Source organism: Streptomyces sp. Y2F8-2 (genome assembly GCF_014905555.1).
In the GTDB taxonomy this organism is placed as follows: Bacteria; Actinomycetota; Actinomycetes; order Streptomycetales; family Streptomycetaceae; genus Streptomyces; species Streptomyces cynarae.
This window is the reverse complement of the sequence record NZ_BNGS01000013.1, coordinates 186,719-205,992: the sequence shown is the minus strand read 5'-3', so window position 1 is coordinate 205,992 and position 19,274 is coordinate 186,719. Positions and strand designations below refer to the sequence as shown.

At 72.2% G+C, this 19,274-nt stretch carries 21 protein-coding genes; 13 read left to right on the top strand and 8 right to left on the bottom strand.

Translation table 11 applies throughout. The features are described from left to right. Nucleotides 1-15: 15 nt before the first annotated feature. Nucleotides 16-1,518, bottom strand: coding sequence for an APC family permease (locus SY2F82_RS34745; protein ID WP_200423053.1), 1,503 nt, complete (start codon nt 1,516-1,518; stop codon nt 16-18). A 175-nt stretch (nt 1,519-1,693) separates the two neighbouring features. Here SY2F82_RS34745 and SY2F82_RS34740 point away from each other — a divergent pair, with 175 nt between their 5' ends. Continuing rightward, complete coding sequence (locus tag SY2F82_RS34740) at nt 1,694-2,419, top strand: TetR/AcrR family transcriptional regulator (RefSeq protein ID WP_200423052.1); 726 nt, start codon at nt 1,694-1,696, stop codon at nt 2,417-2,419. 30 nt (nt 2,420-2,449) lie between these two features. Here SY2F82_RS34740 and SY2F82_RS34735 read toward each other — a convergent pair whose 3' ends face one another. Next, the gene (locus SY2F82_RS34735) at nt 2,450-3,337 is read right to left on the bottom strand and encodes a helix-turn-helix transcriptional regulator (RefSeq protein WP_200423051.1); all 888 of its coding nucleotides are present in this window, start codon (nt 3,335-3,337) and stop codon (nt 2,450-2,452) included. Nucleotides 3,338-3,643: 306 nt separating this feature from the next. Here SY2F82_RS34735 and SY2F82_RS34730 point away from each other — a divergent pair, with 306 nt between their 5' ends. The 4 genes from SY2F82_RS34730 to SY2F82_RS34715 all read left to right on the top strand — a co-directional run bounded on the left by SY2F82_RS34730 (nt 3,644) and on the right by SY2F82_RS34715 (nt 5,896). Continuing rightward, entirely contained in the window at nt 3,644-4,051 is a 408-nt protein-coding gene (locus SY2F82_RS34730) for a cupin domain-containing protein (RefSeq protein WP_200423050.1), read from the top strand. Nucleotides 4,052-4,078: 27 nt separating this feature from the next. After that, nucleotides 4,079-4,405 (top strand): carboxymuconolactone decarboxylase family protein, encoded by a 327-nt coding sequence (locus SY2F82_RS34725; RefSeq protein ID WP_200423049.1) that lies wholly within the window; start codon nt 4,079-4,081, stop codon nt 4,403-4,405. Nucleotides 4,406-4,605: 200 nt separating this feature from the next. Then, nucleotides 4,606-5,331, top strand: a complete 726-nt coding sequence (locus SY2F82_RS34720) for an SDR family NAD(P)-dependent oxidoreductase (RefSeq protein ID WP_200423048.1) — start codon at nt 4,606-4,608, stop codon at nt 5,329-5,331. A 172-nt stretch (nt 5,332-5,503) separates the two neighbouring features. Further along, nucleotides 5,504-5,896 carry a VOC family protein gene (locus SY2F82_RS34715; protein WP_200423047.1) on the top strand — a complete coding sequence of 131 codons (393 nt, stop codon included), beginning with the start codon at nt 5,504-5,506 and terminating at the stop codon, nt 5,894-5,896. A gap of 280 nt (nt 5,897-6,176) precedes the next feature. Here the strand turns inward: SY2F82_RS34715 and SY2F82_RS34710 are convergent, their stop codons facing one another. Further along, the gene (locus tag SY2F82_RS34710) at nt 6,177-6,482 is read right to left on the bottom strand and encodes a DUF4235 domain-containing protein (protein WP_200423046.1); all 306 of its coding nucleotides are present in this window, start codon (nt 6,480-6,482) and stop codon (nt 6,177-6,179) included. 48 nt (nt 6,483-6,530) lie between these two features. Continuing rightward, nucleotides 6,531-7,556 (bottom strand): glutathione S-transferase family protein, encoded by a 1,026-nt coding sequence (locus SY2F82_RS34705; RefSeq protein ID WP_200423045.1) that lies wholly within the window; start codon nt 7,554-7,556, stop codon nt 6,531-6,533. A 229-nt stretch (nt 7,557-7,785) separates the two neighbouring features. Here SY2F82_RS34705 and SY2F82_RS34700 point away from each other — a divergent pair, with 229 nt between their 5' ends. Both SY2F82_RS34700 and SY2F82_RS34695 read left to right on the top strand, forming a co-directional pair. Further along, nucleotides 7,786-8,730 (top strand): cation diffusion facilitator family transporter, encoded by a 945-nt coding sequence (locus tag SY2F82_RS34700; protein ID WP_200423044.1) that lies wholly within the window; start codon nt 7,786-7,788, stop codon nt 8,728-8,730. A 131-nt stretch (nt 8,731-8,861) separates the two neighbouring features. Next, nucleotides 8,862-11,198 (top strand): SpoIIE family protein phosphatase, encoded by a 2,337-nt coding sequence (locus SY2F82_RS34695; RefSeq protein WP_200423043.1) that lies wholly within the window; start codon nt 8,862-8,864, stop codon nt 11,196-11,198. 71 nt (nt 11,199-11,269) lie between these two features. Here the strand turns inward: SY2F82_RS34695 and SY2F82_RS34690 are convergent, their stop codons facing one another. Next, nucleotides 11,270-11,716: a nitroreductase family deazaflavin-dependent oxidoreductase gene (locus SY2F82_RS34690; RefSeq protein WP_200423042.1), complete on the bottom strand. Its 447-nt coding sequence runs from the start codon at nt 11,714-11,716 to the stop codon at nt 11,270-11,272. Nucleotides 11,717-11,832: 116 nt separating this feature from the next. Further along, entirely contained in the window at nt 11,833-12,465 is a 633-nt protein-coding gene (locus tag SY2F82_RS34685; RefSeq protein WP_200423041.1) for a LysE family transporter, read from the bottom strand. Between the two features lie 260 nt (nt 12,466-12,725). Here SY2F82_RS34685 and SY2F82_RS34680 point away from each other — a divergent pair, with 260 nt between their 5' ends. Together SY2F82_RS34680 and SY2F82_RS34675 are read left to right on the top strand one after the other, a co-directional pair. Then, nucleotides 12,726-13,934, top strand: a complete 1,209-nt coding sequence (locus SY2F82_RS34680; protein WP_200423040.1) for a cytochrome P450 — start codon at nt 12,726-12,728, stop codon at nt 13,932-13,934. A gap of 21 nt (nt 13,935-13,955) precedes the next feature. Next, the gene (locus SY2F82_RS34675) at nt 13,956-14,156 is read left to right on the top strand and encodes a ferredoxin (protein WP_103845377.1); all 201 of its coding nucleotides are present in this window, start codon (nt 13,956-13,958) and stop codon (nt 14,154-14,156) included. Between the two features lie 4 nt (nt 14,157-14,160). Here SY2F82_RS34675 and SY2F82_RS34670 read toward each other — a convergent pair whose 3' ends face one another. Then, nucleotides 14,161-15,051, bottom strand: a complete 891-nt coding sequence (locus tag SY2F82_RS34670; RefSeq protein WP_200423039.1) for a sigma-70 family RNA polymerase sigma factor — start codon at nt 15,049-15,051, stop codon at nt 14,161-14,163. Between the two features lie 73 nt (nt 15,052-15,124). Between SY2F82_RS34670 and SY2F82_RS34665 the strand changes: the two genes are divergently transcribed. The 3 genes from SY2F82_RS34665 (at nt 15,125) to SY2F82_RS34655 (ending at nt 17,339) form a co-directional block, all read left to right on the top strand. Next, a complete protein-coding gene (locus tag SY2F82_RS34665) occupies nt 15,125-15,847 on the top strand; it encodes an FMN-dependent NADH-azoreductase (RefSeq protein WP_200423038.1) in 723 nt (240 codons plus the stop codon). Then, nucleotides 15,844-16,377 (top strand): flavoprotein, encoded by a 534-nt coding sequence (locus SY2F82_RS34660; protein WP_200423037.1) that lies wholly within the window; start codon nt 15,844-15,846, stop codon nt 16,375-16,377. Before SY2F82_RS34665 ends, SY2F82_RS34660 begins: the two co-directional genes overlap by 4 nt. 74 nt (nt 16,378-16,451) lie before the next feature. Beyond that, on the top strand, nt 16,452-17,339 hold the full coding sequence (locus tag SY2F82_RS34655; protein WP_200423036.1) for an alpha/beta fold hydrolase: 888 nt from the start codon (nt 16,452-16,454) through the stop codon (nt 17,337-17,339). A gap of 10 nt (nt 17,340-17,349) precedes the next feature. Here the strand turns inward: SY2F82_RS34655 and SY2F82_RS34650 are convergent, their stop codons facing one another. Then, nucleotides 17,350-18,144 (bottom strand): phytanoyl-CoA dioxygenase family protein, encoded by a 795-nt coding sequence (locus SY2F82_RS34650; RefSeq protein WP_200423035.1) that lies wholly within the window; start codon nt 18,142-18,144, stop codon nt 17,350-17,352. A 63-nt stretch (nt 18,145-18,207) separates the two neighbouring features. On the opposite strand from SY2F82_RS34650, the gene SY2F82_RS34645 reads away from it, so the two are divergent. Continuing rightward, entirely contained in the window at nt 18,208-19,104 is an 897-nt protein-coding gene (locus tag SY2F82_RS34645) for a helix-turn-helix domain-containing protein (RefSeq protein WP_200423034.1), read from the top strand. Nucleotides 19,105-19,274: the final 170 nt, after the last annotated feature.

The window sequence follows — 19,274 nt, the reverse complement described above, 5'->3', positions numbered from 1 at the left end:
TCGAGGGGACGGTGATCAGCTGTGAGTGGCGAGGAGCTGGGGCGCGTCGGCGTCCGTGCCGTGCCCCGTGCGGAAGTACGGCGATCTGCGCACCCACTTGGCCCAGGCGGCCGCCACGAAGCCGGAGACGACCATCAGCGTGGGCATCAGCAGCAGGAACCAGCCGTTGTCCGCGCGGAGCGCGAGGTGGTCGGTGGAGGTGTAGAAGGACCAGCCGAGGTAGCCGCCGAGTCCGAGCAGCGCGAGCGCGCTCAGCGCGGGCAGCACCACGGCCCGGATCCCCTGCCGCCAGTCCTGGCGCAGCAGCCCCCGGAAGCGGGCGGCCGCCGCGAGCGCGGTGAGGGCGTAGGAGAGCGAGACCACGATGCCCACCGCGTTGACCGTCGCCATGATCATGTCGGAGAGACGGGGGATGACCAGCGACAGCGCGGCGACCGCGGCGGCCAGCCCGCCGATCAGCAGCGTTCCGGCGGCCGGCGTCCCGTAGCGCGGGCTGACCTTCGCCCACACCGTCCCCAGCGTCCGGTCCCGGCTCATCGCGAACATGGCGCGCGCCGTGGGGATCACCCCGGCCTGCAGCGAGGCCACCGCCGAGAACATCAGCGCCACCAGTGGCAGCGCGGCCAGCGGCTGGGAGGCCAGCCGGTCGCCGAAGTACGCCAGGCCCTGCGCGCTGTGGCCCGCCAACTCCTGCTGCGAGAGCACCCGTTGGAAGGCGGCCGAGCCGAGCAGGAACAAGGCGAGCATGGTCAGCAGCGTGGTGATCCCGGCGCGGGAGGCGTCCCGCGCGTCGCGCACCTCCTCGTTGACGCTGAACGCCGCCTCGAAGCCCCAGTAGCAGAACACCGACAGCAGGAGCCCCTGTGCGAGCGCCGACGCCGACGGGATGGCGAACGGGTCGAACCAGCTCAGCCGGAACGGGTGCGGGCCGGTGACGATGCCGTAGCCGCAGAAGCCCAGCAGCACCGCGTACTCGAAGACGAGCAGCCCGGTCTGCAGCCGGGCCGCGGTGCGCACGCCGGTGACGGCGGTCACGGTGACCGCGATCAGCACCACCAGGCCCACCGCCGTCGTCTGCGCGGTCGAACCGGGGTCGAGGGTCAGCCCGGCGATCCGGTGCAGACCGGCCTCCCCGGCCAGTTGCAGCACCGCGGAACCGGTCACGGCCGTGGTGTAGGCGAGGAACGCCACCGTGGCCACGATGTTCACCCAGCCGACCAGGAACCCCAGCCAGGGTGTGAGCGAACGGCCCACCCACACATAGCCGTTGCCGGCGTTGGGCTCCACCCGGTTCAGCCGGGAGTAGGCGCCCGCGATGCCCAGGATCGGCAGGAAGGCGAGCAGCATGATGGCCGGAAGATGCAGCCCGACCACACCGGCCGTCACCCCGAGCCCGATGCCGATGCTGGTGGTGGCAGCCGTGCTGGAGGCGGCGATGGCGACGCCGTCCACAACGCCGAGGGACCTGCGCAGGGAGGGTTGCGCGGGCGGGTCCGCGCCAAAGGGGGTCCGTGTCATGACGGGCTCCGATCGCACCAGGGGGCCGGAATGAGCCCCGGTGACCGGAAATGAAACTGCTCGGGGCCTTAACAGGTCAACGCTGTTGACATAAGGTGCCCGCACCCGGACCGAAGGGCTGTCGCCGGGCCCCTGCGGGCCGTCGGCCGCCCCTGGACAGCAGTCGGGAGAGCACATGACCGACCGAGTGGTCCCACCCGCCGCGCGCCGGCGCAGGCGCCCCACCAAGACCGGTGTCGTCCTGACCGAGGAGCTCATCGTCGACACGGCGATGCGGCTGCTGAAGGAACACGGCGCCGACGCCCTCACCGTGCGCCGTCTCGGCCGCGCCCTCGGCGCCGACCCCACCGCGCTGTACCGGTACTTCCGGGACACCGACGACCTGCTGCTCGCGATCGCCGACGAACTCATCGGCCGGACGCTGCGCGTCTGGCGCCCCACCGGACAGTGGCGCGCCGACCTGTGGGACCTGGGACTGCGCATGCACGCCGGGGCGCTCGCCCATCCGCAGGCGTCCGTGCTCAGCGCCTACCGGGTGACCGGACGGGTGCACGAGATCGAGGCGGTGGAGACGATCCTCGGTGTACTGCGCGGGGCCGGGTTCCCGGACCGGGAGGCCGTACGGATCTACCACGCGTTCGTCGACCAGGCCCTGGCCTTCGCCGCCCTCGACGCGGCGAACGCGTCGCTTCCGCACACGGCCCGCGAGGCGGAGACGGAGGTGTGGCGCACCACGTACGCCCGGCTGCCCGCCGAGACGCACCCGAACATCGCGGCGACCGCCCGCCATCTCGTCGCCGACATGCGTCACGGCTCCTATCCGGTCGCGCTCGGCCTGTTGCTGTCCGCGGCGGCGGCGCGGCTGGCGCAGGTCACGGGCGCCCACGACACCGGGCGGTGAAAACGGTGGGTGGCGGGGCGAGTTCGGGCCCTACTGGTCGCCGGCCGGAGCGGCTTGGCCCACGACACTCGTCCCCTCGGTAGCGGCCCAAGAAGCGAGGAGCCGCAGGGCGTCGTGCTCGGGCGTACCGGTGGCGGCGCTGTAGGCAGTCAGGGTCAGGCCGGGCTGGGCGGGCAGCTCCATGGCGTCGAAGTCGAGAGTGAGGGTGCCGACGGCCGGGTGACGGAAGGACTTGCGCCCGGTGTGGTGCAGGCGCACGTTGTGCCTGGCCCAGGCGGTGCGGAACTCCTCGCTGCGGGTGACGAGCTCGCCGATGAGGCCGGTCAGCTCGCTGTCGTGCGGAGCGCGTCCGGCCTCGGTGCGCAGCAGCGAGACGGTGGTGTTCACGGACTCCTCCCAGTCGGGGAAGAAGTCGGGTCCGGCGGCGTCGAGGAACTGGAAGCGGGCGATGTTGGCCGTCCGGGTGGTGGGGTCGGGAAAGAGCGGGGAGTAGAGGGCGCGGCCGAGGTGGTTGGTGGCGAGGATGTCCAGACGGCCGTTGCGGATGAAGGCCGGGGAATCGGTCATGGAGTGCAGGACACGCAGGACGCTGTCGGGTAGCGGTCCGTGGGCACGCCTGCGGCGGGTGGGGCGCTTGGCGACGGCGCGCGCCAAGTCATGCAGATGGGAGCGTTCGGCCTCATCGAGCTGGAGTGCGTTCGCGACGGCGTCGAGGACTTCCTCCGAGGCTCCGCCGAGATGCCCGCGCTCCAGGCGGACGTAGTAGTCGATGCTGACGCCGGCGAGGAGAGCGACTTCTTCGCGACGCAGGCCCGGCACGCGCCGGTTGCCGCCGTAGGCGGGCAGGCCAGCCTGCTGGGGGGTGATTTTGGCGCGGCGGGAGGCAAGGAACTGCCGGATGTCGCTCTCGGTACTCACGATTTCCAGGCTAGATCGAACGGCGCACGTGAGGGGGGTCCTGTCGGTACCTGTAACGGCAGACCCTTCTCCAGCCCACTGAGCTGCTGTTTCCTTTCTGGTGGCAGTGGTCGGGAACTGTTCAGCCAGCCTCCGGTGCGACTCGCCGCCTGTGTCGACGGCCTCGCGGCCGCCGAGGCCGAGGCGGGGAAATCCTCGCCCGGATCGGTGCTTCTCCTGAGCCGGGCTCCGGCCTCGCCGACGCCGCCGCCGACGCCGACGCCGTCTGATCCATCCCCGCAACCCCGTATACGTGAAAGGCGCATCATGGAATTCGTCAAGCAGCAGGCCACGGTCAAGGCTCCCGCGGACTGGTTCACCGGCGACGTCTGGTTCGACGTGATCTACGCGGGCAAGGAGCCGTCCCGGATGCGCGCCAACATGGTCCGCTTCTCCCCGGGCGCCCGCACCCACTGGCACTCCCACGTGCTGGGCCAGACCCTGCACGTCGTTTCCGGTATCGCCCTGATCGGCACCCGTGACGGCACCGTCTTCGAGGCCCACCCCGGCGAGACGGTCACCTGCCCCCCGAACGAGGAGCACTGGCACGGCGCCACCCCCGACCGCTTCATGGAGCACATCGCCATGTGGGAGGGCAAGGGCGACGGCAGCGAGGAAACCACCTGGAACGAGCCGGTCACCGACGAGCAGTACAACCGCTCCCGCACCCGCTGACCCCGCACCGAACCGAAGGGACCTTCCATGGCCGACCAACCGAAGCAGATCGGCGGCGGACGCCGCGCGATCGGTGATTTCGCTCCCCAGCTCGCCAAGCTCACCGACGACGTCCTGTTCGAAGACGTGTGGAACCGCACCGAGCTGGCCGCCCGCGACCGCAGCCTGATCACCGTCGCCGTCCTCGTCGCCGGAGGTGACGCCGACCAGCTCCGCTTCCACCTCGGACGAGCCAAGGAGAACGGCGTCACCGAGAACGAACTGATCGAGGCGATCACCCACCTCGCCTTCTACGCCGGATGGCCCAAGGCCATGACGGCGATCACGATCGCCAAGCAGGTCTTCGCAGCCTGAACACCGGGGGAGGAGCCGTCAGGATCCGCCCCCGGCAGCGTGTCCGCACAGCGGCTTGGTACTCCGACGACCGGGGACCGGCCCGAACGTCAAGGAGGCACTCTCATGCGAGAAGCAGTCATGCATGGTGCCGGCGCGGCCCCCACGCTCCCCGCCCCGGTCCCTGTCCGGAGACCACGCGTACGAGAGGCGGTGCGATCGTGAGCCGCATTTTGGTGACCGGTTCCGCGGACGGCCTGGGACGTGCCGCGGCCGATTCGCTGCTGTCCGCCGGACACGAGGTGGTGGTGCATGCCAGGAACCAGGAGCGCGCCGCCGGTCTCGACTCGTTCGTCGACCGCGGGGCACACATCGTGGTGGGCGATTTCAAGGACCGTGACGCCGTACGGCGCATCGCCGCCGAACTGAACGACACGGGGCCCCTCGACGCGGTCATCCACAACGCCGGCGTGTGGAGCGGACCGGCGGTCATGCCGGTCAACATCATCGCCCCGTACCTGCTCACGGCCCTGCTCCGGGGCCCGCGTCGGCTGGTGTACCTGAGCAGCAGCTCGCACTTCGGTGGGCGCCCCTCGCTCGCCGGCATCGACTGGCAGGGCAGGAGCCCGGGTTCGTACTCCGACAGCAAGCTGTTCGTCACCACGCTCGCCGCGGCGGTGGCCCGCCTGCGGCCCGGAGTGCTGAGCAACGCCGTGGATCCGGGCTGGGTGCCGACCAAGATGGGCGGACCCGGTGCACCGGACGATCTGGAACTCGGCCACCGGACGCAGGAGTGGCTCGTGACGAGTGACGAACCCGAGGCCCTGACGACCGGAGGGTACTGGTACCACCGCGGGCGGCAGCAGCCGCATCACGCGGTCCATGACGAGGCGTTCCAGGACCGCCTCCTGCAGGCGTTGGCCGAGGAGACGGGCACCGCGTTGTGACCGATGAAGCCTCCCGGCATCTGCCCTCTGCCGGGAGGCTTCTCGCGCTGGTACCCGATCAGTCGGCAGCAGCTCGTGCTGTCGCGTGACGGACTGAAAACGGGGGCGGCGGATACCCGGGGAGCGTATACGGGCGGGCACAGCGCCCGCCCAGAAGCCCAACGGAGGAAGCATGCCTTCGGTACTGGCGGGCGTCGTGGTCCTGGACTGCGCCGAGCCCGAGAAATTGGCCGCGTTCTACAAGGATCTGCTCGGCGCCGAGGAGACCGACGCCACCGCGAACCGGGTGGAGATCCGCAGCGCCGACGGGTTCAGGATGGCGTTCCGCCGCGACGTCAACGCCACCCCGCCCAGCTGGCCCCGCCCCGAGAACTCCCATCAGGTCCACCTCGACTTCCTGGTACAGGACCTCGATGAGGTCGAGCGCAGGGTGGTCTCACTGGGCGGGCGCCCGTTGGAGGCCAAGGAGGCGCCGGGCCCGTTCGAAGAACGCGGCTACGCGGACCCCGCCGGCCACTCGTTCACCGTGCGGCGCACGAGGACCACGGCGCCGAAGCAGGGGTGAGGCGACGACGTCCGCGAGCCCGTGAGACCGGGCCGGCCGCACCCCGGAGTGCGACGCACAGGACCGGCGCCGGGGGTCGGAGAGGGGGAGCGGTGCCGGTGTCGGGGGCGGGGCAGTGGCGGGAGCGGTGCTCGGCGCCGGTGTTCGGGGGCGGGAGCCATGCCCGGCCCCCGGCCCCGAACACCGGGACCCGGGCGTGTGACGCCCGGCCCCGGGACCGGGGCGTGCGGCCCTCGGCCCCGGCGCAGGAGCGAGGTGCGTCCCGGCCCGGCGTGGAGCTTCAGTCCCGGCCGCCCTTGTCCCCGCCCGGCCACACGCCCGTCGACCGTTCGATCGCCTTCGCCCCCGTCCGGTCCGCCAGGCTGCGCGCGACTGCGAACAGGGCGCCCTGAAGCGCCGCGGCGAGCAGCACCTCGCCCCAGCCGCGGTCCCGGTCCAGCGCGTCGGGGGCGTCGTCCTCGTGGCGTATCGCCTTCCATGTCGCCTGGAAGGCGTACCCCGCGAGGGCCCCGCTCGCCCAGCCGAGGGCGAACCCGACAGGCCGGTAGACGAGCGGAAGCTTCGGTTTCTTCTTGTCGTGGGCCACGTTTCCCTCCTTGTGTGTCCGTACCTCGTGCGTACGTGCCCAGGCGCCTCAGGGCCGCCCCTCGGCCGGAACCTGCTCGGCCGCGGGCACCGGCCCCGGCGGCGTCCCGTCACCGAACGGACGCCCGCCGAGGTCCTCCCGGCCGTGCGGCGTGAGCCAGCCGGCCAGGTCCGGTCCGAGCGGCACGATCCCGGTGGGATTGATGCCCGTGTGCACCTGGTAGTAGTGCCGCTTGATGTGGTCGAAGTCGACGGTGTCGCCGAAGCCGGGCGTCTGGAACAGATCGCGCGCGTACGCCCACAGCACCGGGTCCTCCGCCAGCTTCCAGCGGTTGCACTTGAAGTGACCGTGGTAGACGGCGTCGAAACGGACCAGCGTCGTGAACAGCCGGATGTCGGCCTCGGTGATCGTGTCACCGACCAGGTAGCGCTGTCCGGCCAGGCGCTCCGACAGCCACTCCAGCCGGCGGAACACGTCCGTGCACGCCTCCTCGTACTCCTTCTGCTGGTGGGCGAAACCCGCCCGGTACACCCCGTTGTTGACGTCCTTGTACACGAGGCTCATCACGTCGTCGATCTCGTCGCGCAACCGCTCCGGGTAGAGGTCGGGCGCGCCGCTGCGGTGCAGCGACGTCCACTCGGTGGCCAGGTCCAGGGTGATCTGCTGGTAGTCGTTCGTGACCAGCCTGCCGCTCGGCACGTCCACGACCGCGGGCACGCTGACACCGCCGGGGTATCCGGTCTCACGGGCGTCGTAGGCCTCGCTGAGGTAGCGGATGCCGAGGACGGGATCGCGGCCGTCGGGGTCGAGGGTGAACCGCCAGCTTCGGTCGTCCTGGATGGGATCGGCGATGGCCAGCGACAGGGCGTTCTCGAGCCCGAGCAGCCGCCGCGAGATCACGGCCCGGCTCGCCCAGGGGCAGGCCCGGCTGGCCACCAGCCGGTAGCGGCCGGCCTCCACCGGCCAGCCGTCGCGCCCATCAGCGGTGATGCGGTCGGCGAAGTGGCTCCTGGACCGCTTGAACGGCTTCTTCCCGTATGCGCTGTTGCTGTACTCGCTGTTGCCGTCGGTCATGCGGCCCCTCCTCGCACCGGCGTCCGTCGCACGCCGCTCGGGTTCCCCGATTTGCGTCCCGACACCGTGTGAGAGGCGCGGATGGGGGCAATCGGGCGAGGTGAGCGGGACATCCTCGGATACGGAACGGGACAGTACGGCAGTCACACGGGCGCCCTCGGACGACGGGCCGCCGCGACGCGAGCCGGAGCGGCGCGACGGGTCCTCGGACGGCAGTACGCGGGTCACGGTGCTCGTGGCGCTCGGCGCGAATCTGCTGATCGCCGTGGCCAAGGCCGTCGGGGGACTCCTCGCCGGCTCGCCGGCGCTGCTGTCGGAGGCGGCGCACTCCGTCGCGGACAGCCTGAACGAGATCTTCCTGCTGGCCGCGCTGCGCCGCAGCCGCCGCCCGGCCGACCGGCGCCACCCCTTCGGTTACGGCAAGGAACGGTTCTTCTGGTCGCTCCTGGCGGCCGTCGGCATCTTCGTCATGGGCGGCTGCTTCTCCTTCTTCCAGGGCTTCGAGGCGCTGAAGAGCGGCGCGGAGGAGTCGCACAGCGGCTATGTCGCCGGGCTCGTGGTGCTCGGGGTGGCGCTGGTGTCGGAGGGCGTCTCCCTGGTGCGGGCCCTGCACCAGGTGCGCCGGCAGCAAGGCACGTCCCTGCGGGCGCTGCGGGACCCGGCGCTGCGGACGGTCCTGGCCGAGGACAGCACGGCGGTGCTGGGCGTGGTCCTCGCGATCGTCGGCATGGCGCTGCACATGGTCACCGGGCAGGTCGTGTGGGAGGCGTCCGCGTCGCTGGCGATCGGCGCGCTGCTCGTGTACGTCGCCTTCCGGCTCGGCCGTGACGCCCGCGACCAGCTGATCGGCCAGGCCGCCGATCCCGACCTCAGCCGCCGGATCCGGGAGCTGCTCCAGGCGCAGTCCGAGATCGACAGCGTGGAGGCGCTGCAGACCATGCAGCTGGGCCTGGAGTCGCTCCTGGTCGCCGCCCGGATCGACCTCGTCCCCGGCCTGGACAGCGAGGAGGTCGAGGACGTCGCGGTGCGCATCAAGCGCTCGCTCACCCAGGAGGTCCCCCAGGCCGACCAGATCTTCCTCGACATCACGGACGCCTCGACCCGCTCGGCGTCCCGGAACCCGGGCACGCACCCGAAGAGCCCCGCCGCGACGGGGGAACACGGCGGGGCCTAGGGGACGGTTGCCCCGCGCAGAGCGCCTCATGCAGGCAGGTTCCGACGGGCCGCGCGCGTGCACCGTACGACCGCGGCCGCCGCGCCCGGCGCCCGGTTGAGGCAACGCACCCCAGGGATCATTCTGAGAACATGGAGCAAGCCGCCGCTGCGGCGATCGTCGATGCCCGGGGCACGCTGACGGGATGGAGCGAGGGTGCCCGGCGGCTGACGGGATACACGGCCGAGGAGGTCGTTGGACGCGCCGTACAGGAGCTGCTCGCCGAGGACGTACCGCTACCGGGCCTGACCGCCCTGACCGGCACCGTCGTCCTGCGCCACCGCGACGGCCACCCCGTCCCGCTGTGCCTGAGCGTGCACCCCGTCACGGGGGCGGACGGCTCGCCGCAGGGGTTCGTGGTCACCACCGCGCCCGCCACGGCGGACGCGGTGCTGGTGGCCAGGGCTTTCCAGCAGGCGCCGGTCGCGATGTCCGTCTTCGACCTGGGGCAGCGCTACATCCGCGCCAACGACAGGGCCGGCGAGATCCTGCAGGTCGACGCGGACACGTTGACCGGGCGGTACCTGCCGGACACGGTGGCCGACGACGATTCGGGCCGGCGCTTCCACCGCCAGCTGCGCCGGGTCGCCGAGACGGGGCTCCCCGTGCACTACGAGAGCTACACCCGCGCCCCGTCGGAGCGCCGGGAGAACGCCTGGACCATCGACATGTGGCCGGTGTGCTGCGCACCCGGCGAGATGACCGCCGTCGCCATGTCGGCCGTCGACAACAGCGAACAGCACTGGGCGCGTCGGCGCCTGGTCCTGCTCAACGAGGCGTCCACCGTCATCGGCACCACGCTGGACGTGCAGCGCACCGCCGGGGAGCTGCTGGAGGTGGTCGTCCCCGGGGTCGCCGACTTCGCCAGTGTGGATGTGCTCGACTGGGTGCTCGGCACGGAGGAACCGCCCGTCCTGGCGGAGGGAGACGTCGCCCTGCGCCGCATCGCCCACCGGTCGGTCACCGAGGGCACGCCCGAGGCGGCCGTCCGGCTGGGAGACCGCGACACCTACTCTCCCCTCTCGCCGCCCGCGCGGGCCCTGCGCGAAGGCCGCGCCGTGCTGCGCCGGGTCGGCGAACCCGACTTCGACCGCTGGGTGCAGGAGCGCAACGCCCGAGGAGTGGGCGACGCCGCGTACCGCAGGGGCGCCCATTCCTTGGTGGCGGTGCCGCTCCGGGCCCGCGGCACCACCCTGGGCGTCGCGGTGCTCGTGCGTATCGTCAACCCCGACCCCTACGCCGCGGACGACGCCGTGCTCGCCGAGGAACTGGCGAGCCGGGCGGCCGTCTGCGTCGACAACGCCCGCCGCTTCGCCCGCGAACGCGCGACCGCGCTCGCCCTCCAGCACAGCCTGCTGCCGCGCGGCCTGCCAGGACAGGCCGCGGTGGAGGTGGCCCACCGTTATCTGCCGTCCGGATCGCTGGCCGGGATCGGCGGTGACTGGTTCGACGTGATCCCGCTGTCCGGCAGCAGGGTCGCCCTCGTCGTCGGTGACGTCGTCGGGCACGGCATCCGCTCCTCGGCCACCATGGGCCGGCTGCGCACGGCAGTGCGCACCCTGGCGGACGTGGACCTGCCGCCCGACGAACTCCTCACCCACCTGGACGACCTGGTCATCCACCTGGCCACGGGCGAGGGCGGTGACGAGGTGGGCGAACTCGGCGCGACCTGCCTCTACGCGGTCTACGACCCCGTCACCCGCCGCCTGGCCCTGGCCGCCGCGGGACACCCCGCGCCGGCCGTCCTCGCCCCCGACGGCACCGCCCGGCTCGTCACCATGTCAGCGGGCCCGCCGCTCGGCGTCGGTGGCCTGCCCTTCGAGGCGAGGGAGCTGGACCTGCCGGAGGGCTCGCTGATCGCCCTGTACACGGACGGGCTGATCGGCGAGGGCCGCGAGCGCGACCTGGACCACGGCACCACCGAACTGTGCCGTGCCCTGGAGACCCCGAGCGGCTCCCTCGACGCGCTGTGCGACACGGTCCTGAAGTCGGTGCTGTCCGAGGAGCCCGGCGACGACGTGGCCCTGCTGCTGGCCCGCACCCGGGCCCTGGGCGCCGACCGGGTGGGCACCTGGGACGTCCCGCCGGACCCCGCGTCCGTGGCCACGGCCCGGCAGTACGCCGTCGACCGGCTCGCCGACTGGGGGCTGGACGAGGCCGGGTTCGTCACCGAACTCGTCGTCAGCGAACTGGTGACCAATGCGATCCGCTACGGCGGGCCCCCCATCCAGCTGAGGCTGATCAGGGACCGCTCACTGATCTGCGAGGTCTCCGACGGCAGTTCGACCTCACCGCATCTGCGTCGCGCGCACGCCTACGACGAGGGAGGCCGCGGTCTGCTTCTGGTCGCCCAGCTCACCCAGCGCTGGGGCAGCCGGCAGACCAGCGAGGGAAAGACGATCTGGGCCGAACAGCCGCTGCCGGACTGACCGTTGACCCGCACAGCGTTTGAGACGCACGAGCCGCACGGGGCGCCGCCCGTGCGGCTCGACGCGAGGGGTCACTTCCCGGTCGGCTCCAGCACGAAGACGGGGATCACCCGGTCGGTCTTCTTCTGGTAGTCGGCGTACGGCGGATACGCGGCGACCGCCCGCTCCCACCACACCGCCTTCTCCTCGCCCGTCACCTCACGGGCCGTCATCTCCTGCCGCTGCGGCCCGTCCTGAAGCTCCACCGTGGGATGCTGCTTCAGGTTGTAGTACCAGACGGGGTGCTTGGGCGCGCCGCCCAGCGAGGCCACGACGGCGTACCGTCCGTCGTGTTCGACACGCATCACGGGAGTCTTGCGGATCTTGCCGGACTTGGCGCCGAGGGTGGTGAGGATGACCACCGGCATCCCCGTGTCCAGGAGCGTCGTACCCTTGGTGCCGCCGGAACTCTCGTACTGTTCGACCTGTTCGCGCACCCACTGCTCCGGGCTGGGCTCGTACTCGCCCTCAAGAGGCATGGCATCCGTCCCATCGTCGTGTACGACTGCTGTCTCGTCCGTGGTGCCGACGACCACGCCCCGGGCCGCGGACCACACGGTTCACGATTCAACACCGGCCGCCGACGGATTCATCCTCACCACGCGCCGGCCGGCATCCGGATCGCCAGTGCCGCGACGACTGCGCAGGAGACCATCGCAGTCACCAGCCGGCCGCGCCGCCCGGTCAGTGCCCGGCCGAGCAGCGCACCGCCGCCGGCCAGGAGCAGCTGCCAGCTCGCGGACGCGGCGAACGCCGCGAGCACGAACGCGCCCTGGTCCAGGAGCCGCACGGTCTCCGTGGTGCGGCTGCCGACCACCAGTGCGGCGAAGTAGACGACGGTGGTCGGGTTGAGCAGTGTGACGCCCAGCAGGCCGAGATACGCCCTCGCGGGACCCGGCGGGACCGCATCGGCCGTTGCGGCGGTCCCCGACGAGCGGTACCGGAGCACGGCGCGGACGCCGCCGTGCACGGCGAGCACGGCCAGCACCAGCGCCGCCGCCCAGCGCAGCGGGACCAGCACCGGCTGGAGCGCCGCGGCGAGAGCGCTGCCGCCGGCGGTCGCCACCAGGGCGTAGAGCCCGTCGGCGGTGGCGACACCGAGCGCGGCGCACGCTCCGGTCCGCAGGGACGTACGGGCGGTCAGGGACACCAGGTAGGTCCCGACCGCACCGACGGGCACCGCGATGCCGTAGCCCGCGATCAGGCCCGCGACGAGTGCGGCGGTCACGGCAGGAGAGTCACGGGCCTCCGCGGCCGGCCGCACCGCTGCTGTCGCGCCCGTACCCCGCGAACGGCGGCGCAGGACGGCGACAGCAAGGCTTCCGTGATCGGCATGGGCTGAGCCTGGACGACCGGCGGCGCACGGGCAAGCGAATTACTTTGGCCATATGCGGCGGCCGGCGCTTCTGGCCGAACTTCGAGTGGCCCTGTAGATGCCCGAGGCATCTAATGATGATCGGCAAAGGGAATCTCCGTGCGAGGTCATTCATGACGAAAACCGGTACGACCGTGTCAGAACCCGTCGCCTTCCCCCAGGACCGCACCTGCCCCTACCACCCGCCCACCGCCTACGAGCCGCTCCGCTCGGCCCGGCACCTGACCCGGGTCACCCTCTACGACGGCCGCGACGTATGGGTGGTCACCGGGCACGCCACCGCCCGTGCGCTGCTCGCCGATCCGCGCCTGTCCTCCGACCGGACCCGGTCCGCGTTCCCCGCCGTCACCGCACGCTTCGCCGCCGCCCGCAACCGCAGGCTCGCCCTGCTCGGCGTCGACGACCCCGAGCACCGCGCTCAGCGCCGCATGCTGGTGCCGAGCTTCACGCTCAAGCGGGCCACGGCACTGCGCCCCCGAATCCAGGGCATCGGCGACCGGCTCCTGGACGCCATGGAGGCCGCGGGCCCGCCGGCCGAACTGGTGAGCGCCTTCGCGCTGCCGCTGCCGTCGATGGTGATCTGCGCGCTGCTCGGTGTGCCGTACGCCGACCACGACTTCTTCGAGGAGCAGTCGCGCAGGCTGCTGCGCGGCCCCTCCGTGGCCGACACCCAGGACGCCCGCGACCGGCTGAACGCCTACTTCGAGGAGCTGATCGACCGCAAGCGCGAGGAACCGGGGGACGGGCTGCTCGACGAGCTGATCCAGGAGCAACTGCGGGAGGAGGCACTGGACCGGGACGAGTTGGTCTCTCTGGCCACGCTCCTGCTGGTCGCCGGGCACGAGACCACCGCCAACATGATCTCCCTCGGCACCTTCACCCTGCTGCACCACCCTGAACAACTGGCCGAACTGCGCGCCGACCCGGGTCTGATGTCCGCCGCGGTGGAGGAGTTGCTGCGTTTCCTCTCCATCGCCGACGGGCTGGTGCGGGTGGCCACCGAGGACATCGAGATCGCGGGTACGAGGATCCGGGCCGACGAGGGCGTCCTGTTCTCCACGTCCGTCATCAACCGCGACACCACCGCCTTCCCCGAGCCGGACACCCTCGACTGGCACCGCCCGGCCCGTCACCACGTCGCCTTCGGGTTCGGCATCCACCAGTGCCTCGGCCAGAACCTGGCACGGGCCGAGCTGGAGATCGCCCTGCGCACCCTCTTCGACAGGCTGCCCGGACTGCGGCTCGCCGCCCCGGCGGAGGAGATCCCCTTCAAACCGGGCGACACGGTCCAGGGGATGCTGGAACTCCCCGTGAGCTGGTAGGAGGCTGCGGCCATGACCGACATCTCCATCTCCATCGACCCGGACGTCTGCATCGGCGCCGGCCAGTGCGCCCTGACCGCCCCCGCGGTCTTCACCCAGGACGACGACGGCTTCAGCCAAGTGCTGCCCGGCAAGGAGGACGGCGGCGGCGACCCACTGGTGCGGGAGGCGGCGCGCGCCTGCCCGGTGGGCGCCATCACCGTCTCCGAGAAGGGAAGCTGACTCCTCACCGCCCCGTGACTCCCGTATCGAGGACGGCGAGTGCGAGCCCGCGCAGCCGCACGGGATCGGCGATCGCCTCGTAGGAGGTGATCCTCCCGTCCTCGACCGTCATCTTCAGCACCAGGCGCAGTCGGCCGCGCGGCGCCACCACGGCTCCCACGGCCCCGTCCACCAGCGCGACCTCGGAGAACCGGGCCCGCCCGCGCAGCAGCACCGTCTGCTCCGCCACGGCCCGCGCTCCGCGCAGCTCCGGCGCCCCGCCCGGCGGCAGCGCTGCGGCGTCGGCTCGCCGTACGACATCGGGCGCCAGCACCGCCAGCAGTCCGCCGAGGTCACCGCCGCGTGCCGCCGCGAGGAACGCCTCGACGACCCGGCGGTGCCCGTCCAACTCGGCGGGAGGCGCGGAGGTGCCGCGGACCTTGTGCCGGGCGCGGCTCGCGAGCTTCTTGGTGGTGACGGTCGAGCGGCCCACGACGGGCCCGATCTGCTCGAACGGCACGCCGAACGAGTCGTGCAGCACGAACGCCACCCGCTCGGCGGGGGAGAGCCGGTCGAGCACGACGAGCAGCGCCAGACCCACCGAGTCCGCGAGCAGCGCCTCCTCCTCGGGGCCGGACGCACCGCCGTCCGCCCCCACCTCGTCGGAGACGGGCTCGGGGTCCTCGCGCCGGGACGCGCGCGAACGCAGCATGTCGAGACAGATCCTCGAGATCACGGTGCGCAGCCAGCCGGGCAGGTTCTCCACCTCGTCGGCGTCGGTCCTGGCCAGCCGCAGCCAGGTCTCCTGGACGGCGTCCTCCGCCTCACCGAGCGATCCGAGCATGCGGTACGCGACCGCCCGCAGCCTGCCGCGCTGCGCCTCGAACCGCTCGGCCAGCTCGTCCTGTCCGCTCATCGGTCACCTTTCCCCGGCGTGCCCCGTCACCTGGCTGACGTACCGGAACCCCAGGAAGTGACAGGAGACGACCATGGCCGACCCCCGACCCGGGCTGCTGCACCTCGACTCCAGCGCCGGCCCCGCCGCCGAGTCTCTCACCCGCCGACTGACCAGGCTGTTCGCGGACATCTGGTGCGACCGCCACGGCATCGACGGCTACCGCCACCGCGACCTCGCCGCCGACCCGGTGCCGCCGCTGGGCCCCGCCTACGTCGTCCTCGGCCGGCGCCTGGAGCGCTGCGGAGTCGTCCCGCCGGAGGAGGTCGGCGCCCTCACCGGAACTCCGGACGAGCGGCGCGAGTGGGCGCTCACCCTGCCGCTGATCCGCGAACTGCGGGCCGCGGGCACCGTGCTGCTCGGCGTGCCGATGTACAACTTCTCGGTGCCCGCCGCGCTCAAGGCGTGGATCGACCGGGTGACCTTCCCCGGTGCCTTCCTCGACCCGGGGACCGGTGGCAGCGCGCTTCACGACACCCGGGTCGTGGTGGTCATGGCCCGCGGCGGGGCCTACGGGCCGGGCACGCCCCGCGAGGCCTTCGACTTCCAGCGGCCCTACCTGCGCGCCTGGTTCAGGGACCACGGCGTGGCCGAGGAGAATCTCCACTTCGTGCAGGCCGAGATGGCCCTCGCCTCTCTCGTCCCCCACCTGGCCCGCTTCCGGGACCTGGCGGACACCTCCCTCGCGGAGGCCCGGAAGGAACTGACCGAACTGGCCACCCGGCCGCCCGCCGTGATCACTAGGGTGCGGGCGTGACCCGACACGACAACAAACCCTTCCTCTACGTCGTCGTCTGCGCCGCCGGCGTCGCGCAGGACGTCCCCGAACTGATCACGGCCGCGCTGCAAGGGGGCTGGGAGGTGGGCGTCATCGCCACCCCGCTCGCCCTCCGGTTCTTCGACACGGCCGACGTCGAGGAGCGGACCGGCCGCCCCATCCGGTCCGCGTGGCGCGCCCCGGGCGACCCCCGGCCGTTCCCGGACCCCGACGCGGTCGTCGTGGCCCCCGCCACCTTCAACACGATCAACAAGTGGGCCGCCGGCATAGCCGACACCCTGGCCCTCGGCACCCTGTGCGAGGCGTACGGGCTCGGCGTCCCGATCGCCGTCCTGCCCTGCGTGAGCGAGGCGCTGGCGGCCCACCCCGCCTACCGCGCGAGCCTCGAACGGCTCACCGGCATGGGGGTGCGGTTCGGTGACCCGTACGCCGGAGAGGCGGCCGAGGACGGCACCCGCCCGCGGTTCCGCTGGCACCGGGCCCTGGACCTCCTCACGCCGCGCCCCTGACGGAGGGCCCGTTTCACCAGGGCGTACGCCGATTCACCAGGGCGTACGCCGACCCGACGCTCTACTGTCGTGCCATGACCGCAGACCGTATCGCGCTGGCCGTGCACGACCACGGGGGTGCCGGGCCGCCCCTGTTGCTCCTGCACGGCGCCGGGCGCACGCTCGCCGACTGGGCGGCCGTGGCCCCCCTCCTCGTGGCCCGGCACCGCGTGCTCGCAGTCGACCTGCGCGGTCACGGCCTCTCGCCGGACGGACCCTGGCGCCTGCCCGAGGTGCTCGGCGACCTCGAGGAGGTCCTGACGGCGCACGGCATCCCGGGCGCGCTCCCCGTCGGGCACTCCTTCGGCGGCATCCTCGCCGTGTTGTACGCGCTGGAGCACCAGGACGTCACCCCCGGGGCCGTGAACCTCGACGGGTTCGGCTGGGGACGCCCGGACCAGTACGTGGGGCTGGACCCGGACTATGTGGCCCAGCACCTCGGCCAGGTACGGGAGTTGAACGCGGCCGGCCAGGGCAGGAAGCTGCCCCCGGACGGGGTCAAGGACCTCCTCGCCGAACAGCGCGCGATCTCCGAGCGCCTCGGCATCCCCTACGAACTGCTGGAGGCGGGCATCCGGCGGTCCGTGCGGGAGCGGGACGACGGGGCTCTGGAGCTACGGCCGGGACGGGAACAGGCGCTGCAGATGCTCGAGGTCATCGACTCGCTGGACCTGTTCGCCCTGTTCCGCAGGATGACCGCGCCGCTGCTCCTCGGCCGGGCCCAGCGGCAGGTGCCCTCCGTCCCGGGCCTGGACTGGTTCGATCCGATGATGCTCGCCTACGCCAGGGGGCTCGCCCGCGACCTGGCCGCCCTCGCCGAGGAGCGGCCCGATGTGACCGTCGCCCCGATCGACGGCACGCACGCCATGCTGCTGGAGAACCCGCGGGCGGTCGCGGACGCCATCCTGGCCTTCACGTCCTGACCGTGGCGCCTCAGTGCGGACCCACGGCGGCGAACTCCGTGCCGCAGGGGCCCGCGCCCTCGCTCTCGGGCAGCGCGACGGGTGTGCCGTCCATCGTCAGGGTGTCGTAGTAGCCGCCGATGCGCTCCGCGGAGCGGCCGACGTAGTGGCCGATGAAGGAGCGGCGGAAGCGGTCGGCGCTGCGGTTGGGCTGGGAGCCGTGCACCAGGCTGCCGTTGAAGAACAGCACGTCGCCCGGATCCATCACGACGGGCACCGGATCGAGGCCCGGCGGTGGCGGCACGTACTCACGGGCGAAGGACAGCTCGATGTCCGCCTCCTCAGGGCAGAACAGGTCCATCCGGTGCGTGCCCGGCACCACCTCCAGGCCGCCGTTCTCCCGGTCGATCACATCGCAGGCGATCCATGCGGCCACACAGGTGCCCGGCTCCACCCGCAGATAGAAGTTGTCCTGATGCAGCGCCTGACCCCGGGCGCCCGGCGGCTTGAAGTAGAACATGCTCTGCGCGGCCAGCACCTCCTCGCCCAGCAGCGTCTCGAGAACCTCCCCGAGCCTCGGGTCCAGCAGGAACCGCAGCGACAGCTCGCTGATGCGGTGCGGGTGCATGACGCGGGGGTGGACCTGCAGCGGATCGGCGGCCGCGTCCGCCGCGGACGCACGGGGCTCGAAGTGCCCCGGTACGGGTCCCGCGTCCTTCAGGGCCGTGAACTCGGCGCACAGGGCGTCGATCTCCGCCCGGGAGAACAGCCCGCGCGCGACCGCGAACCCGTCCTCCTCGAACCCCTCCATGCCGGTGACTGCCATGGGCCCTCCCCTTTCAACGGTCTGGTGTGTGCCTCACGCTAGGCGGGAGTGCCTGTGGGGAGGATGCCTGTGCGTGCTGACGACTTGCCCGGGACTGCTGTCCCGGCCCCGCCGCCCGGCCTGGTGACGGTCGGACGCTTCGACCAGCCGCCGGGATACGGCATCAACCCGCCACGGGGAGCCGACAGCTGGCTGTTCACCTGGACCACCGGCGGGCGGGGCATCCTGGACCAGGGCGCCACCCGGGTGACGGCCGGTGACGGGGACCTGGTGGTGCTCGGGCCGGGCGTGCCCCACCGGTACGGGATCGCGCCCGGGGCCCGGCACTGGGCGTTCTGGTGGGTGCACTGCCAGGCGCGGAGTTCCTGGGTCGGCCGACTGGGGCCCCATGAGGTGGGTGACCGTCTCTACACGGTCGGCGCCGGACACGGGCGGGACCGTATCGAGACGGCCTTCACGCGCATGCTGGCCGACGCCCGCTGGGGCGGGCTCGGCACACCGCCCGAGCCGGTGCGGCCCGACGACGGCGAGGTCGCCGTCGCACACGGTACCGTCGCCCGCGAGCTGGCTCTGTGCTGCCTCGAGGAGATCGTGCTGCTCGCCACCGCCCGGGTGAGCCCGTCCCCCTCCGGAATCGACGAACGGATCCGCCTTGTCGAGGCGTTGATCGCGGCCGACCCGGCCGCGCCGCACACCGTGCGGTCCCTGGCCGAGGGCGTGTCCCTCTCCCCGTCCCGATTCGCACACCTTTTCACCGAACAACTGGGCCACTCCCCGATGGCCGCCCTGCGCGAAGCCCGATTGCGGCATGCCGCCCGTCTCCTGGAAGCGACCGAGCTCTCGGTCGAACGGGTGGCCGCCGCCTCCGGTTTCGGCAGCCCGTTCCACTTCAACCGTCTCTTCCGCCGGCGCTATGGAACACCGCCGGGCGCCTACCGGGCCGCACAACGGGGTATCTAGGGCTGAATTCCGGGCGCGGAGGGGCCGACGGGAGGGAATTCGCGGTTACCGGTCCCCAGTTGACTGACATTTGGTCAACAGACCTAATGCAAAGGGCAAATGGAAAGTGACGGAGTCTCTTGTTCGGGCTCGGTGACCTGTGCAAGGGTGTTCCCCGTCAGCGCGCGGAC